General features: G+C 72.6%; 11 protein-coding genes and 1 pseudogene. 7 read left to right on the forward strand and 5 right to left on the reverse strand.

What is annotated here, in order from left to right; all coding sequences use genetic code 11:
• Positions 1-96 precede the first annotated feature (96 nt).
• From ACFQSB_RS13390 to ACFQSB_RS13400, 3 genes and pseudogenes are all read left to right on the forward strand, one after another.
• Entirely contained in the window at positions 97-2,508 is a 2,412-nt protein-coding gene (locus tag ACFQSB_RS13390) for an ExeM/NucH family extracellular endonuclease (RefSeq protein WP_380826645.1), read from the forward strand.
• 259 nt (positions 2,509-2,767) lie between these two features.
• Complete coding sequence (locus ACFQSB_RS13395; protein ID WP_380826647.1) at positions 2,768-3,151, forward strand: hypothetical protein; 384 nt, start codon at positions 2,768-2,770, stop codon at positions 3,149-3,151.
• A 190-nt stretch (positions 3,152-3,341) separates the two neighbouring features.
• Positions 3,342-3,800 (forward strand): annotated as a pseudogene (locus ACFQSB_RS13400) (thioredoxin family protein); the annotation flags it as partial.
• Between the two features lie 154 nt (positions 3,801-3,954).
• Here ACFQSB_RS13400 and ACFQSB_RS13405 read toward each other — a convergent pair.
• Positions 3,955-5,295 (reverse strand): class II 3-deoxy-7-phosphoheptulonate synthase, encoded by a 1,341-nt coding sequence (locus ACFQSB_RS13405; RefSeq protein ID WP_354836165.1) that lies wholly within the window; start codon positions 5,293-5,295, stop codon positions 3,955-3,957.
• A 164-nt stretch (positions 5,296-5,459) separates the two neighbouring features.
• Positions 5,460-6,716: an FAD-dependent oxidoreductase gene (locus tag ACFQSB_RS13410; RefSeq protein ID WP_380826648.1), complete on the reverse strand. Its 1,257-nt coding sequence runs from the start codon at positions 6,714-6,716 to the stop codon at positions 5,460-5,462.
• Positions 6,717-6,966: 250 nt separating this feature from the next.
• On the opposite strand from ACFQSB_RS13410, the gene ACFQSB_RS13415 reads away from it, so the two are divergent.
• On the forward strand, positions 6,967-7,533 hold the full coding sequence (locus tag ACFQSB_RS13415; RefSeq protein WP_380826650.1) for a hypothetical protein: 567 nt from the start codon (positions 6,967-6,969) through the stop codon (positions 7,531-7,533).
• A 204-nt stretch (positions 7,534-7,737) separates the two neighbouring features.
• On the opposite strand, the gene ACFQSB_RS13420 is transcribed toward ACFQSB_RS13415, so the two are convergent.
• The gene (locus ACFQSB_RS13420; RefSeq protein WP_380826653.1) at positions 7,738-8,736 is read right to left on the reverse strand and encodes a phosphotransferase family protein; all 999 of its coding nucleotides are present in this window, start codon (positions 8,734-8,736) and stop codon (positions 7,738-7,740) included.
• A 112-nt stretch (positions 8,737-8,848) separates the two neighbouring features.
• Entirely contained in the window at positions 8,849-9,745 is an 897-nt protein-coding gene (locus ACFQSB_RS13425) for an aldose 1-epimerase family protein (protein ID WP_380826654.1), read from the reverse strand.
• 489 nt (positions 9,746-10,234) lie between these two features.
• On the opposite strand from ACFQSB_RS13425, the gene ACFQSB_RS13430 reads away from it, so the two are divergent.
• The 3 genes from ACFQSB_RS13430 to ACFQSB_RS13440 all read left to right on the forward strand — a co-directional run bounded on the left by ACFQSB_RS13430 (position 10,235) and on the right by ACFQSB_RS13440 (position 12,872).
• Positions 10,235-10,642 (forward strand): cupin domain-containing protein, encoded by a 408-nt coding sequence (locus ACFQSB_RS13430; RefSeq protein WP_380826758.1) that lies wholly within the window; start codon positions 10,235-10,237, stop codon positions 10,640-10,642.
• 170 nt (positions 10,643-10,812) lie between these two features.
• Positions 10,813-12,048: an acyl-CoA dehydrogenase family protein gene (locus ACFQSB_RS13435; RefSeq protein ID WP_380826656.1), complete on the forward strand. Its 1,236-nt coding sequence runs from the start codon at positions 10,813-10,815 to the stop codon at positions 12,046-12,048.
• A complete protein-coding gene (locus ACFQSB_RS13440; RefSeq protein WP_380826657.1) occupies positions 12,045-12,872 on the forward strand; it encodes an SDR family oxidoreductase in 828 nt (275 codons plus the stop codon). The genes ACFQSB_RS13435 and ACFQSB_RS13440 overlap by 4 nt, the downstream gene beginning before the upstream one ends.
• A gap of 60 nt (positions 12,873-12,932) precedes the next feature.
• Here ACFQSB_RS13440 and ACFQSB_RS13445 read toward each other — a convergent pair whose 3' ends face one another.
• The gene (locus ACFQSB_RS13445; protein WP_354836151.1) at positions 12,933-14,252 is read right to left on the reverse strand and encodes a GH1 family beta-glucosidase; all 1,320 of its coding nucleotides are present in this window, start codon (positions 14,250-14,252) and stop codon (positions 12,933-12,935) included.
• Positions 14,253-14,262 lie beyond the last annotated feature (10 nt).

A 14,262-nucleotide genomic window follows, 5' to 3' on the forward strand; every position in this document is an offset into this window, starting at 1 on the left:
CGCTCGCTAGACATCAACTGTCAAGCTTCGGTTATTTCACCTTCTATCTAGTTCTAGTACGAGATAGCGGGCTTTCCCGGGCCTACGCTCCCGGTCATGCGTGCTCTATCCCGGGCGCTCGCCGCCCTCACGGCCGCCGGCATGATCGTCGCCGGTGCCGCCGCCCTCTCTTCGTCCCCGGCCTCGGCCGAGCCGGGGACCGTCGTGATCAGCCAGGTGTACGGCGGCGGTGGCAACACCGGCGCCCCCTTCACCAACGACTTCGTGGAGCTGTTCAACCGCGGCGACTCCGCCGTCACCCTCGAGGGATGGTCCCTGCAGTACGCCAGCGCCACCGGCACCGGGACCTTCGCCGCCAACAAGCTCGACCTGTCCGGCACCCTCGCCCCCGGGCGCTACCACCTGGTCCAGCTCGCCGCGGGTGCGACGCCCAGCGCCCCGCTGCCGGCCCCCGACGCCACCGGCGGCCTCGCGCTGAGCGGCACGGCGGGCAAGGTCGCGCTGGTCCGCTCCGCCGAGGGCCTCGCCTGCAACGGCGGCTCGGCGCCCTGCACGGCCGACCAGCTCGCCCTGCTGGGCGACCTGGTGGGATACGGCACCGCCAACTTCTCCGAGGGCGCGGCGGCCCCGGCGCTGACCAACTCCACCGCGGCGATCCGCGGCGAGCACGGCTGCGCCGACACCGACGCCAACGCCGCCGACTTCACCGCCGGCGCCCCGGCGCCGCGCAACTCGGCGACCCCCGCCGCCCCCTGCGGCACGACGCCGGGCGACCCCACGCCGACGCCGACGGTCACCCCGACGCCCACGGTGACGCCGACCGACACCCCCACCCCCACGCCGACCCCCACCGAGACGCCGACGGCGAGCCCCACGCCGACCCGCACCGCCGAGCCCTGCACGCTCCCGGCGGACCACCAGATCGCGCAGGTCCAGGGCGGCGGCGCGACCAGCCCGCTGGCCGGGCAGACCGTGCGCGTCGAGGGCGTCGTCACCGCCGACTACCAGGGCACCGGATCCCTCGGCGGCTTCTACCTGCAGGACCCGACCCCCGACGCCGACCCGGCCACCTCCGACGCGGTGTTCGTCTTCACCGCCAAGCCCGCCGCCGTCGGCGACCGCGTGCTGGTCAGCGGCACCGTCACCGAGTACAACGGCCTGACCGAGCTGTCCCCGGTCACCTCCGTCGAGGTGTGCGGCACCGGCAAGGTCAAGCCCGCGAAGGTCAAGCTGCCGGTCGCCGAGGGCGCGAGCCTGGAGCCGCTGGAGGGCGTGCTGGTCACCTTCCCGCAGGCGCTCACCGTCTCGGAGGTCTACAACCTCGGCCGCTACGGCGAGATCACCCTGTCCTCCCACGGCCGCCTCTTCCAGCCGACCGACCGCGAGAAGGTCGACCCGGCGCTGGACGCCCGGCGCCGGATCCTGCTCGACGACGCCTCCAACCTGCAGAACCCGCCCGAGCTGCCCTACCACACCAACGGCGCCAACACCGTGCGCGTCGGCGACGCCACCACCGGCCTCACCGGTGTGCTGACCTACGGCTTCGGCCTGTACCGCGTGGAGCCGTCCCAGCCGGTCGTCTTCACCCCCGACAACCCGCGCCCGGCCGCGCCCGGCAAGGTCGGCGGCAACGTCCGGGTCGCGAGCCTCAACACCCTCAACTGGTTCACCACGCTCGGATCGCGCGGCGCCACCACGGCCGAGGAGCGCGACCGCCAGCTCGCCAAGCTGGTCTCCACCCTCAAGGGCCTCGACCCCGACGTCGCCGGGCTCATGGAGGTCGAGAACAACGGCGCCACCGCGCTGACCACCCTGGTCGACGCGCTCAACGCCGCCGTCGGCGCGGGCACCTACAAGGGCGTCACCTCGCCGGTCCCCGGGACCGACGCCATCCAGGTCGCCCTCATCTACAAGCCGGCGGTGGTCAAGCCGGTCGGCGCTCCCCGTTCCTCCGGTGACCCGGTCTTCCGCCGGCCGCCGCTCATCCAGGAGTTCCAGCGCGTCAAGGGCGGTGGATCCTCCTTCACGATGATCGTCAACCACTTCAAGTCCAAGGGCTGCGACGGCGCCACCGGTGCCGACCTGGACCAGGGCGACGGGCAGAGCTGCTTCAACGACGAGCGCGTCCGCCAGGCCAAGGCCGTCCTCGGCCTGATCGACACCCTGGGCCTCACCAACCCGGTCGTGCTCGGCGACCTCAACGCCTACGGCGAGGAGGACCCGATCCACACCCTGGAGGCCGGGAAGCTGGTGAGCGTCAGCAAGAAGTTCCTCGACAAGAAGGACCGCTACAGCTACGTCTTCGACAGCCTGTCGGGCGAGCTGGACCACGTGCTGGTCGGCAGGCGGCTGCTCAAGCAGGTGACCGGCGCCACCATCTGGCACGTCAACGCCGACGAGGGCAGGTTCATGGACTACAACACCGAGTTCAACCCGCCGGCCCTCTACTCGCCGGGAGCCTTCCGCTCCTCCGACCACGACCCGCTGCTGTTCGGGCTCAAGCTGTAGGACGCACGCGGCCTGGAGCGCCGAACGTGCGACCTGACCCGGTTCCCCGCAGGGCCTGCGAGCGCCCGCGGGGAACCGCGGCGGGCCGCCGAAGGACCACCGCACCCCAAGACGGCATGCGCCCCGACGAGTGATCGGACGAAGCGCGCGGCGCGCGGGCCCGGGAACGGCCGGGACCCGCGTGCAGGCGGGATGAAAGCGGCCTGTAAGGCGCCGCCACTAGCTTCTCGATCGAAGAGATCACTAGGAAAGGCGCACGATGTCCCTCATCCTCTCCCGCCGCGCCCTCGCCGTCTGCGCGGCGGCGGTACTCCTCTCGCTGACGACGGGATGCGGCGGCGGCAGCACCAAGGCGGTCTGCCAGGACGCCGTCAAGGCGTTCCAGGACTACAGCACCCAGGCCGCGGCCGGCGCCGGAAACCTGGACGCCTTCAACACCGCGAACGCCGGCCTGGCCGCCAAGCTGAAGGGCCTGTCGGGCAAGGCCGACGGCCACCTGAAGGACACCCTGACGGAGCTGTCCCTCACCTGGGGCGCCATCAAGATCGACGCGTCGAACCCGGCCGCGGCGGCGACCGAGCTGACCAAGCTCGGCACCCAGGCCACCGAAGCCACCCAGAAGCTGGCGAAGGACTGCTCCTAGCCGACGCCCGGCGAACCGCGGTGGCCCTCGCCCCACCGGCCTCACGGCGGCGACGAACCGCCGCCGCCCGGCCCCCCTCGCCGCCGAAGCCGCGCCGCTCCCTCCGGCCACCCCTGGGTCCCCCAGGGGTGGCCGGCTCGTTTCCACCGGGACGCGGGGCGCCCCCCAGACGCCATCTGGTGCGGAATTCCGGGAAAGGGTAGATGGTTATGCCGATCGGAATCGACGAGACACGAGACGAGGAAACACTGTGGCGACCATCGCGGTGACCGAGAAGAACTTCAACGACATCGCCGACGAGGGCATCGTCCTGCTCGACTTCTGGGCGGCGTGGTGCGGGCCCTGCCGCACCTTCGGGCCCATCTTCGAGAAGGCTTCGCAGAAGCACGAGGACATCACCTTCGGCAAGATCGACACCGAGGCCGAGCGGGGCCTGGCGGAAGGCTTCGAGATCACCTCCATCCCCACGGTCATGGCGATCAGGGACGGCATCGTCGTGTTCGCCCAGCCGGGGGCGCTGCCCGAGCCCGCGCTCGAGGACCTGATCAGGCAGGTGCGCGCCCTGGACATGGAGGCCATCCGCAAGGAGATCGCCTCCGACATCGACTCCGGGGTCGCCGAGGGCCCCGACGACGGCCGCCGCCCCTGAGCGAGGCCGCCGCCCTCGAGCACGGGAGCCACGCGAACGCCAGAGCCGGCCCCGCCGCCCTTTTCCACGGGCGGCGGGGCCGGCTCTCGTCGTGCGGGGCCCGCCCGGCTCGGCGCACGGCGGGCCCGGCCGTTGCCGTGCGGGCCCGCCGGGCTCAGCTGGAGCGGTAGAGCTCGGCGAGCTGGAAGGCCAGGTCGAGCGACTGGCTGCGGTTGAGGCGCGGGTCGCAGGCCGTCTCGTAGCGCAGCGCCAGGTCCTCCTCGACGATCGGGTGGCCGCCGCCGACGCACTCGGTGACGTCGTCGCCGGTGAACTCGATGTGGATGCCGCCCGGGTGGGTGCCGAGGGCGTGGTGCACCTCGAAGAAGCCGGTGACCTCGTCCAGCACATCGCCGAGCCTGCGGGTCTTGTGGCCGCTCGGCGCCTCGAAGGTGTTGCCGTGCATCGGGTCGCAGATCCACGCGACCTGGGCGCCGCTCGCGTGGATCTTCTCCACCAGCGTGGGCAGCGCGTCGCGCACCTTGGAGGCCCCCATGCGGGTGATGAAGGTCAGCCGGCCGGGCTCGTTGGCGGGGTTGAGCTTGTCGATGAGCGCGAGGGCGTCCTCGGGCGAGGTGGTGGGCCCGAGCTTGACGCCGATGGGGTTGCGGATGCGGCTGAAGAACTCGACGTGGGCGCCGTCGAGCTGACGGGTGCGCTCGCCGATCCACACCATGTGGGCCGACACGTCGTAGGGCAGGCCGGTGCGGGAGTCGACGCGGGTGAGCGCGCGGTCATAGTCGAGGATCAGCGCCTCGTGCGAGGAGTAGAACTCGACGGTGTGGAACTCCTCGGGATCGGCGCGGCAGGCCCGCATGAACGCCAGCGCGTGGTCGATCTCGCGGGCGAGCTGCTCGTAGCGGCGGCCGGCCGGCGACTCGGCCACGAAGTCCTGGTTCCAGGCGTGCACCTGCCGCAGGTCGGCGTAGCCGCCCTTGGTGAAGGCGCGCGCCAGGTTGAGCGTGACGGCCGAGGAGTGGTAGGCGCGCAGCAGCCGCGCGGGGTCGGGCGTGCGCGACTCGGGGGTGAAGTCGAAGCCGTTGACCATGTCGCCGCGGTAGGCGGGCAGCTCGACCCCGCCCCGGGTCTCGGTCCCACTGGAACGCGGCTTGGCGAACTGCCCGGCCAGCCGGCCGATCTTGACGACGGGGACACGGCCGGCATAGGTGAGCACGATGGCCATCTGCAGCAGCGTCTTGAGCTTGTTGCGCACGTTGTCGGCGGTCGCGCCGGCGAAGGTCTCGGCGCAGTCGCCGCCCTGCAGCACGAACGCCTCGCCGCGCACCACGGCGGCGAGCCGGTCCTTGAGCTCGTCGCACTCGCCGGCGAACACCAGCGGTGGCAGACCCTGCAGCTCGGCGACGGTGCGCTCCAGCGCCGAGTGGTCGGGCCACTCGGGCTGCTGCGCGGCGGGCAGCTCCCGCCAGGAATCCAGGTTGATCGGTTCGGCGCTCACGCTAAAAGGCTATTGCACCTTTCCCCGTGTGACAGAGTCCGTGTCCACAAGGTGAGAAATCTTTCTCCATTCGGGGGGAGATGCGAGGAGTCGTGCCACGCCCGTACGCCGGCCGTCGCGAGGCCGGCTCGCCCATCCGGACCCTTTCGCGCCCCTTCGTGCCGTCAGGAGGCGCCTGCCCGGGGAGCCTCGGGCGTGCGGACATGCTCGGGCAGGACGCCGAAGCCGACGAAGCGGCGGGCGAGGGCTCCGATGAGCGGCAGGCGCGCGGGATCACGCGGCCGCGCCGCCCCGCCCGGCGTGGCGCGATCACGCAGGGCCGGTGCCGGCCGGGGCGCGTCGCGCAGCGCCGGGCCGATGACCAGGGCCTGCACCGCGCGCTGCGCGAGCTGGGTGACGACCGTGGGCAGGGTGCGGCGGCGCTGCACCCGGCGCAGCAGCTCCTCGGGGACCGCCCCGGCGCGCAGCGGCCCGGCGAGCAGGTTGGCGGCGGCCACCGCGTCCTGCACGGCCAGGTTGATGCCGACGCCGAACACCGGTGACATGGCGTGCGCGGCGTCCCCGAGGAGCAGCAGCCCGGGACGGTGCCAGCGGCGCAGCCGGTTGACGGCGACCCGCAGGACGCTGACCTGCTCCATGCTCGCCAGCTCCCCGGTGCGGCCGGCGAGGAAGGGCACCAGCGTGCCGATGGAGGCGCGCAGCGCCTCGATGCCCTCGGCCCTGACCTGCTCGAACCGGCCCTTCGGGATCAGGTAGGCGAGCTGCCAGTAGCTCTCGCGGTTGATCGCGACCATCATCCGCCCGGCCGAGACGCGCAGGAAGGCGTCTGCGGTGTCGCCGTCCTCGCGCGGCAGCCGGAACCACAGCACGTCCATGGGCGCGCCGTGCTCCACCGGGACCAGGCCCGCGGCGCGGCGCACGGCCGAGCGCCGCCCGTCGGCGCCGATGGTGAGGGCCGCGCGCAGTTCGTGCTCCCGCCCGTCCCGGTCGCGGTAGCGCAGGCCGCGCACGGCGCCGCCCTCCCGGATGAGGCCCACCACCTCGGCCTCCATGAGCAGCCGGAAGGTGGGATAGCGCCGGGCCGCCGCGGTGACCAGGTTGAGGAAGTCCCACTGCGGGACGAACGCGATGTAGGGGAACCTGCTCTTCAGCCCGCGCAGGGAGGCGACGGTCAGGACGCGCTCGTCGGTCCACACCAGCACCTTCTCGGCCTTGCGGTGAGGCAGCGCGAGGAACTCCCCGGCGAGCCCGAGCTCGTCGAGGATCTGCAGGGTCGAGGGATGGACGGTGTCGCCGCGGAAGTCGCGCAGGAAGTCGGCGTGTTTCTCCAGCAGCGTCACCTCCACCCCGGCCCGGGCGAGCAGGAGGGCCAGGACGGCGCCGGCGGGGCCGCCTCCGGCGATCGCACATGTGGTCCGCATTTTTCATCACCTGATGAAATCATCGCACACCCCGCCTTCCGGGTGAAGCCCGGCGCGGCGGACGGGCGGCGCCTTTCGTGACCATGCGTGGCCCGCGGGCCACCGAGGAGCCCGCGGGCCGGATTCCCCGGCGCCCACGGCGATCGCGTACGTCACGGTTGGGGCGCGGGAGGAATAACCGGAAGGCTCCGGGGCAGTCGGTCTGCGCCCACGAAGGGGCGACAACGAGGCGACTTGGAGTTGAGGTCACATGATAGTGCTGGGCCTGCTCTTGATCGTGCTCGCCGGCGCGACCCTGGTCGCGGTGGCGAACGACGAGACCGGCGGCATCGCGGCGTCGGTCACGGTGCTCGACCGGACCCTCCAGCTCAGCAAGCTGGAGCTGTTCCTGGCAGGCGCGGCCACCGCGGCCGTGTTCCTGATCGGCCTGATGATCCTCACGGCCGGCATGCGGCGCGCCGGCGCCAAGCGCAGGAAGCTGCGCGAGGCGCGGGTGGAGACGCGTGACCGCGTCGCCCGGCTGGAGGAGGAGAAGCGCCGCCTCGAGCGCCGGCTGGAGGCCGAGAACACCGCTCCGGCCGCCACCGCCACCGCCGCCGCGCCCACGCCGGCCGGACGGCACGCGCACCTGCCCGACCATGACGGCGACGGCGTCGACGACCGGGTGGAGATCCCCGCCGCCCGTCCCGCCGACCGCGGCGCCTACCCTGGCGCCGACCACGTCGAGACCACCACCGAACCGGTGCGTGGCCGCGACGCCTACGACGGCGACCGGCTGGTCGCCGGGCCCCGGGCCGGCCGGGACACGAGCGCCTGACATGCGCGGCGACACCATCGACAACCCGGCGGCCGTCCGGGGACCCGGTCCCTGGGCGGCCCTGCCGGGGCGCCGCCGGCTGTCACGGCCGGTGGAGCACCGGTGCTCGGCCCGGCGCCCGCGCCGGCCGCGGCGTCAGGCGCGCCCGCCTCACCCGCACTCGCTGAGGGCGGCGGCGCTCCTGGCGTGTCCGGGGACGGCGCGTCAGCGCTGCCTGAGCAGCGCCAGACAGTTGGTCACCCCGGTGGTCGCCGGCTCGCGGATGCGGGCGTAGTCCTCCGGCGGGTACTGCCGGGGGCCGTTCTCCACCAGCAGGATGAGGTTGAGGTACAGCCGGTACAGAGCCTCGCGGACGCGGGCCTGCGGGGTCAGGTCCAGCTTGCCGCCCGCCTGCCGGTACCCCACCAGCATCGGGTCGTCCTCGCTCAGCCGCCCGAAGATCGTCGGAGTGATGAAGTCGGCCAGCGGGTCGCCCCAGAAGGCCCGCTCGTGGTCGATCAGCGCCTGGACGCGCGGCGGCCCCTCGTCCCGCGCGGTCACGAACACGTTGCCGGGCCAGATGTCGAAATGGACCAGTGAGGGCGCCGTCACCTCCTCCAGCACGTGGAGGTTGGCGTGGATGGCGCCCGCGATGTCCACCAGCGAGCAGGGCAGCGGCGTGGCGTAGCGGACCGCGTCGTCCAGCAGCGCGCCGGTCATCACCACGAAGGCGTCGCGCCACGTCGTGCCGGTGAGCCCGGCGTAGGGGTAGCCGTAGACGCCCTGGCCGGGGATCGTGTGCAGCGTCGCCAGATGACCGCCCACCTCGTGCCGCAGCGCGCGATGGTCGGCGTCGGTCAGGGAGCCCGCCTGGCTCCACGGGACGCCGTCCAGCGCCGAGAACAGCAGATAGTCGCCGCCGAGCCCCGGGTCGTCGAAGCCCGAGTGCAGCAGCCGCGGCAGCGGCAGGCCGGTGGGTCCGGCCAGGTGGTACACCAGCGCCTCGGTGCGCAGCAGGTGACGCTCGTAGGTGAGCTGCCGCAGCTCGGGGGGCGGTGCGACCTTCACGACGACCTGGCGGCCGTCGTCGAGGGTGACCAGCCACACCGCGTTGGCGAAGCCGTCGGTGAGCTCCTCGGCCGACCGCACCCCCGTTCCCACTGCTCCACGGATCAGCGCGTCCAACTGGGCGGCCGACAGCCGGCGCTTGGTCCTGCTCTCCATCGGTCACATCACTTCGGCTGGTCAAGACGGTCAGGGGAAGGGAAGGAGAAAGGAAGGCCGGGCGGGGCCGGCGAAGACCGGGGCCCTCGCCGGCCGCCCGGGCGCGCGCGCCTCACACGGCGGAGATGGTCCAGGTGACCTCGTGCTTGTCTCCCGGCTCCAGGACGACGAGGTCGGTGCCGGTGTTGAAGGCGTCCGGCGGGCAGGTCATCGGTTCGACGGCGATGCCCCGGTGGCCGAAGCCGGTGCCCGTGCAGACCTGCACCCACGGCATCGCCGCCGCGTCCCAGACGATCTGCACCGCGCCGCGCTCGCCGCTCAGCCGCACGCGGGCGAAGCCGTCGGGGGCCGCGTCCAGCCCGGTGAACGCCTCGTCGATCACGGTGGCGGCGAGCGGGCGGGGGGAGCGGAAGTCGAACGGCGTGCCGTCGACCGGCTCCAGCGTGGTGGGGATCAGGACGTCGTCGACGCGCAGCACGCGGCCGGCCGGCAGGTCGAGCTCCCAGCCCGTCTCGGGGCCGTCGTCGGCGATCAGCCACGGGTGCGGGCCGCAACCGTAGGGGGCCCGGCGCTCGCCGATGTTCTCGGCGGTGAGCGTCGTCGCCAGCCCCTCGGGACTCACCGCGTACCGCACCTGCAGGGCCAGGCGGAACGGGTAGCCGGGGGTGGGCTCGATGGTGTGCGCGAGCCGCACGAACCCCTGGTCGCCCTCGGCGGTGGGCGGCTCGACCAGCTCCCAGTCGGCGAAGGCCACCAGGCCGTGCAGCGCGTGGCCGCGTTCGAGCTCGTTGACCGGGACCTCGAACCGCTCGCCGTCGAAACCGTAGCGGCCGCCGGCCACGCGGTTGGGCCAGGGGGCGAGCAGGGTGCCGCTGTAGTGCGGGACGGGTCCCTCGGAGGGCCAGGTGGCCACCAGGTCGCGGTCGCCGTGCCTGAGCACTCGCAGGGCCGCGCCCATCTTGGTCACCTCGGCGTGATAGCCGCCACCGTGGAGAACGTACTGAGGCACGGGGGAAATCCTCTCATCGACGCGCGAACAACCAGATTCCGGGCGGCACCAGGGCGCACGCCTCCCATCTTCCCGGTCGTCTTCCGGTGGTCGTCACCGGGTCCCGGAAAGTGGGAGCGCTCCCATAGCGCCCTAAAGGTAGGGGCTTTGGCGCAAAGAGTCAACTAATTGAGTAAATACGGTCACACGTGGTGGGGTTTCGGCGCGACCCTGATCGAATGGGTGCGACCGCAGGTCAAACCGGTTTCGGACAGCCGGGACCGATCCCCGGTGCGGCGCTGTCCCGCCCTTTCACCACAAGCCCCCGGCGTGCGAAAACTCCCGCACAGGCAGTCAATGCCCATTGTCAGCTCATTATGTGAACCACGTCAGGTTACCGGCGATTCGGTCCTGTGTGGAGACCTCCGACCATCCCAGTTGACCCCCGCCATCCCCGCCTCCTCGCCGCGGAACGCCGGCCGCCTGCTAGCGTCACCGTCCGTGACGGACATGACCGACCCGGCAGGCCCGGCGGACCCGGCGGACTCGGCGGACCCGATGGACGGGGTGTACGTCGGGCGCGCCGACGTGGACGCGGCCGGCGACCAAGGCTGGCTGCTCGGGCACTTCAAGCCGCCCGGCGACCCGCGCCACAGCGACGAGGTCGAGATCAAGTGGGGCGTGCACGCCCGCGGCGACGAGCGGGCCGAATGGGTCAGGGGCGAGAAGCGCACCGCGCTGCTCATCCTGGTGCGCGGCCGGTTCCGGGTCGAACTGCCGGGCCGCGGCGTGCTGCTCGCCGAGCCGGGGGACTACGTCGTCTGGGGGCGGGGAGTCGACCACTCCTGGTACGCCGAGGAGGATTCGGTCGTGATCACCGTCCGCTGGCCCTCCGTCCCGGGCTACGCGGTCCCCTGAGCGCCGGGCGGTCCATCGCACTCGGCGAAGGCGAGTGGCAGGTCGGTGCTGTTTGGGGAGGGGCGTCTATCGTGCCGGGCGGATGCCTGAGATCCTCGGGCGAGCGTATTGGGACGTGCCGCCGCGGGCGCGCCGAGGGCGGGCGACGCCTGCCGACGAGGAGGGGTCCGATGGCCATCGACTTCACGCTCGCCCCCGAGCACGAGGAGATCCGCCGGCGCGTGCGGGACTTCATCCGGGGCACCGTCGTCCCCGCCGTCGAGGGCCTGGACGAGGAGACGGCAGCCACCACGCGTGAGGAGTACCTGCGGGTGATCTTCGGCCTGCGCGCCCGGGCGCGCGAAGAGGGGCTGTGGCTGCCTCATATGCCCAAGGAGTGGGGCGGCATGGGTCTCGGCCACGTCGAGCTGGCCATGGTCCAGTCGGAGGCCGCCAAGACCCGCCTCGGCCCCTGGATCCTCAACTGCGCGGCCCCCGACGAGGGCAACATGCACACGCTGCTGCACTGGGGCGACGACGAGCAGAGGGAACGCTACCTGCGGCCGCTGCTCGAGGGCGCCAAGATGTCGTGCTTCGCCATGACCGAGCCCGAGGTGGCAGGCTCCGACCCCACGCTCATCCGCACGTACGCCGTCAGGGACGGGGACGAGTGGGTGATCAACGGCCACAAGTGGTTCATCTCCAACGCCCGCCGCGCGAGCTTCGCCATCCTCATCGCCCGGACCGAGACCGACGTCCCCGAGGGCTCCCGCGGCGCCAACACCGCCTTCCTGGTCGACCTGCCCCAGGAGGGCTGGAACGACGTCCGCGAGGTCGAGACGATGCACGGCTCCACCGGGCACAGCGAGATCGTCATCACCGATCTGCGGGTGCCCGACGGCGCGATATTGGGCGGCCGGGGCAACGGCCACCGCCTGGGCCAGTACCGTCTCGGCCCCGCGCGGCTCGCGCACTGCATGCGCTGGATCTCCCAGGCGGAGACCGCGCTCGACATGATGGTCGACCGGGCGCTCAACCGCTACAGCCACGGCTCGCTGCTGGCCGACAAGCAGGGCGTCCAGTGGCTCGTCGCCGACTCGGCCATGGAGTTGTACCAGTGCAAGCTCATGGTGCTGCACGCCGCCTCCAAGATCGACAAGGGTGAGGACTTCCGCACCGAGGTCTCGATGGCCAAGCACTTCGTCGCCGGCAGCCTCAACCGGATCATCGACCGGGCCATCCAGGTGCACGGAGCGCTCGGCTACTCCACCGACACGCCGCTGGCCAAGATGTTCCAGCACGCCCGGTGGGCGCGCTTCGCCGACGGCGCGGACGAGATCCACCAGATGCGCATCGCCGAGCGTACGATCGCCGCGTACCGGGCCACCGGTTCCACCAGCGCCGCCACCGGAGGGTTGCCACTGTGAACGAGATCGACCTGATCAGCGGGCTCGTCCCCGCGACGGGGGAGGAGCGGCCGGCGCCCGCGCCGTCCAACGTGGTGCGCTCCGACCGGCTCGACGGCAAGGTCGCCCTCGTCACCGGGGGCGCCGGCGGCATCGGCGCCGCGGTCGCCCGCCGGCTGGCCGCGGGCGGCGCGCGCGTCGTCGTCGCCGACATCGACGACGCGGGCGCCGCGGAGGTCGCCGGCGAGATCGGCGGGACGGCCGCGCGTTGCGACGTGCGGCGGCCGGCCGACAGCGAGAAGGCCGTGGCCCTGGCGGTCGAGCGGTACGGGCGGCTCGACCTGGCCTTCCTCAACGCCGGCGTGACCACCGGCTGCGGCCTCGGCGACGACTTCGACCTCGAGCGCTACCGCCTGGCGATGAGCGTCAACCTCGACGGGGTCGTGTTCGGCGTGCGGGCCGCGACGCCCGCGCTGCGGGCGGCCGGCGGCGGCACCATCGTCGCGACCTCCAGCATGGCCGGCATCGTGGGCATCCCCGCCGACCCGATCTACGCCGCCGGCAAGCACGCCGTCGTCGGGCTGGTCCGCTCGCTCGGCCCCGCCCTCGCCCGGGCCGGCATCAAGGTGCAGGCGCTGTGCCCGTCCTTCGCCGACACCCCGATCCTCGGCGGCGGCAAGGCCGTGCTCGAGGAGATGGGCTTTCCCATCCTCCCGGTCTCCGCGGTGACCGAGGCCTTCATGCGGCTGCTCGACAGCGACGGCACGGGCGAGTGCTGGTTCGTGGTGCCCGGCCGCGAGAGCGCCCCGTTCGAGTTCCGCCGCGCCCCCGGCCCGCGCGCCTGACCTTTCCCGCGCCGGTCAGCCGAGGCGGCCGGAGGAGATGCAGGCCAGGCGGCCGGAGGTCTAGGCGAGGCGGCCGGAGGAGATCAGGTCGCGGTACCACAGGGCGCTGCTCTTCGGCGTCCTGCGCTGGGTGGCGTAGTCGACGTGCACGATGCCGAAGCGGGCGTCGTAGCCCTCGGCCCACTCGAAGTTGTCCAGCAGCGACCAGACGTAGTACCCCTCCACCGGCACGCCCTCGGCCAGAGCGTCGTGCACGGCCGCGAGGTGGTCGCGCAGGAAGGAGACGCGCTCGCCGTCGGCGACCCCGCCGTCCGGGCCGACCTCGTCGGGCGCGGGCACCCCGTTCTCGGTGATCACGATCGGCACCGCGGGGTAGTCGTACTTCAGCCGGGTCAGGGTGTCGTACAGACCGCGCGGGTAGATCTCCAGCCAGTCGAGCTGCGCCGTCGGGTGCTTGTGCACGCGGTTGCCCTCGGCGTCCAGGAAGTGCGGGGTGTAGTACTGCACGCCGAGCACGTCGATGGGCTCGCTGATCACCGCGAGGTCGCCGTCGAGGATGCGGTCGGGCATCGGGCTGCGCTCGGCGATCCACGCGAGCGTGTCCTCGGGGTAGGCGCCGGTGAAGATCGGGTCGAGGTAGAGCCGGTTCTCCAGCCCGTCCTGGTGCCAGACCGCCGCGTCGGCGCCGGTGAAGGGCTCGGCGGCGTAGGTCGGGTGCAGGTTGAGCGCCGGGCCGATGCGCCGGCCGGGGTGGGCCTCGTGCAGCACGCGCGAGGCGCGTCCGTGGGCGAGCAGCAGATGGTGCAGGGCCACGAACGCCCGCCCCTCGTCCTGGACCCCCGGCGCGTGGATGCCCCAGCGGTAGCCGCAGTCGACGACGGTCTTGGGCTCGTTGATGGTCAGCCAGTCGCGGACCTCCAGCGCGTCGAACATGATCGCGGCGTAGTCGGCGAACCGCTCGGCGGTGTCCCTGTTCTCCCAGCCGCCGGCCTCCTGCAGCGCCTGGGGCAGGTCCCAGTGGAACAGAGTGGCCATGGGGTGGACGCCGCGCTCGCGCAGCCCGTCGACCAGGCGGCGGTAGAAGTCCAGGCCGGCCTGGTTCACCGCGCCCGCGCCGTCCGGCTGGACGCGCGGCCAGGCGATGGAGAAGCGGTAGCCGCGCAGGCCCAGCGAGGCCATCAGGTCGAGGTCCTCGCCCAGACGGTGGTAGTGGTCGGCGGCCACGGCGCCGGTGTCGCCGTTCTTGACGTTGCCGGGGACCGCCGCGAAGGTGTCCCAGATCGACCTCCCGCGCCCGTCCTCCTCCGTGGCGCCCTCGATCTGGTAGGCGGAGGTCGCCGCACCCCAGACGAACTCGTCGGGGAAACGCTGCTCAGGCACGGGGTTCTCC

Origin of the sequence: Sphaerisporangium rhizosphaerae (genome assembly GCF_042665155.1) — a bacterium.
In the GTDB taxonomy this organism is placed as follows: domain Bacteria; phylum Actinomycetota; class Actinomycetes; order Streptosporangiales; family Streptosporangiaceae; genus Sphaerisporangium; species Sphaerisporangium rhizosphaerae.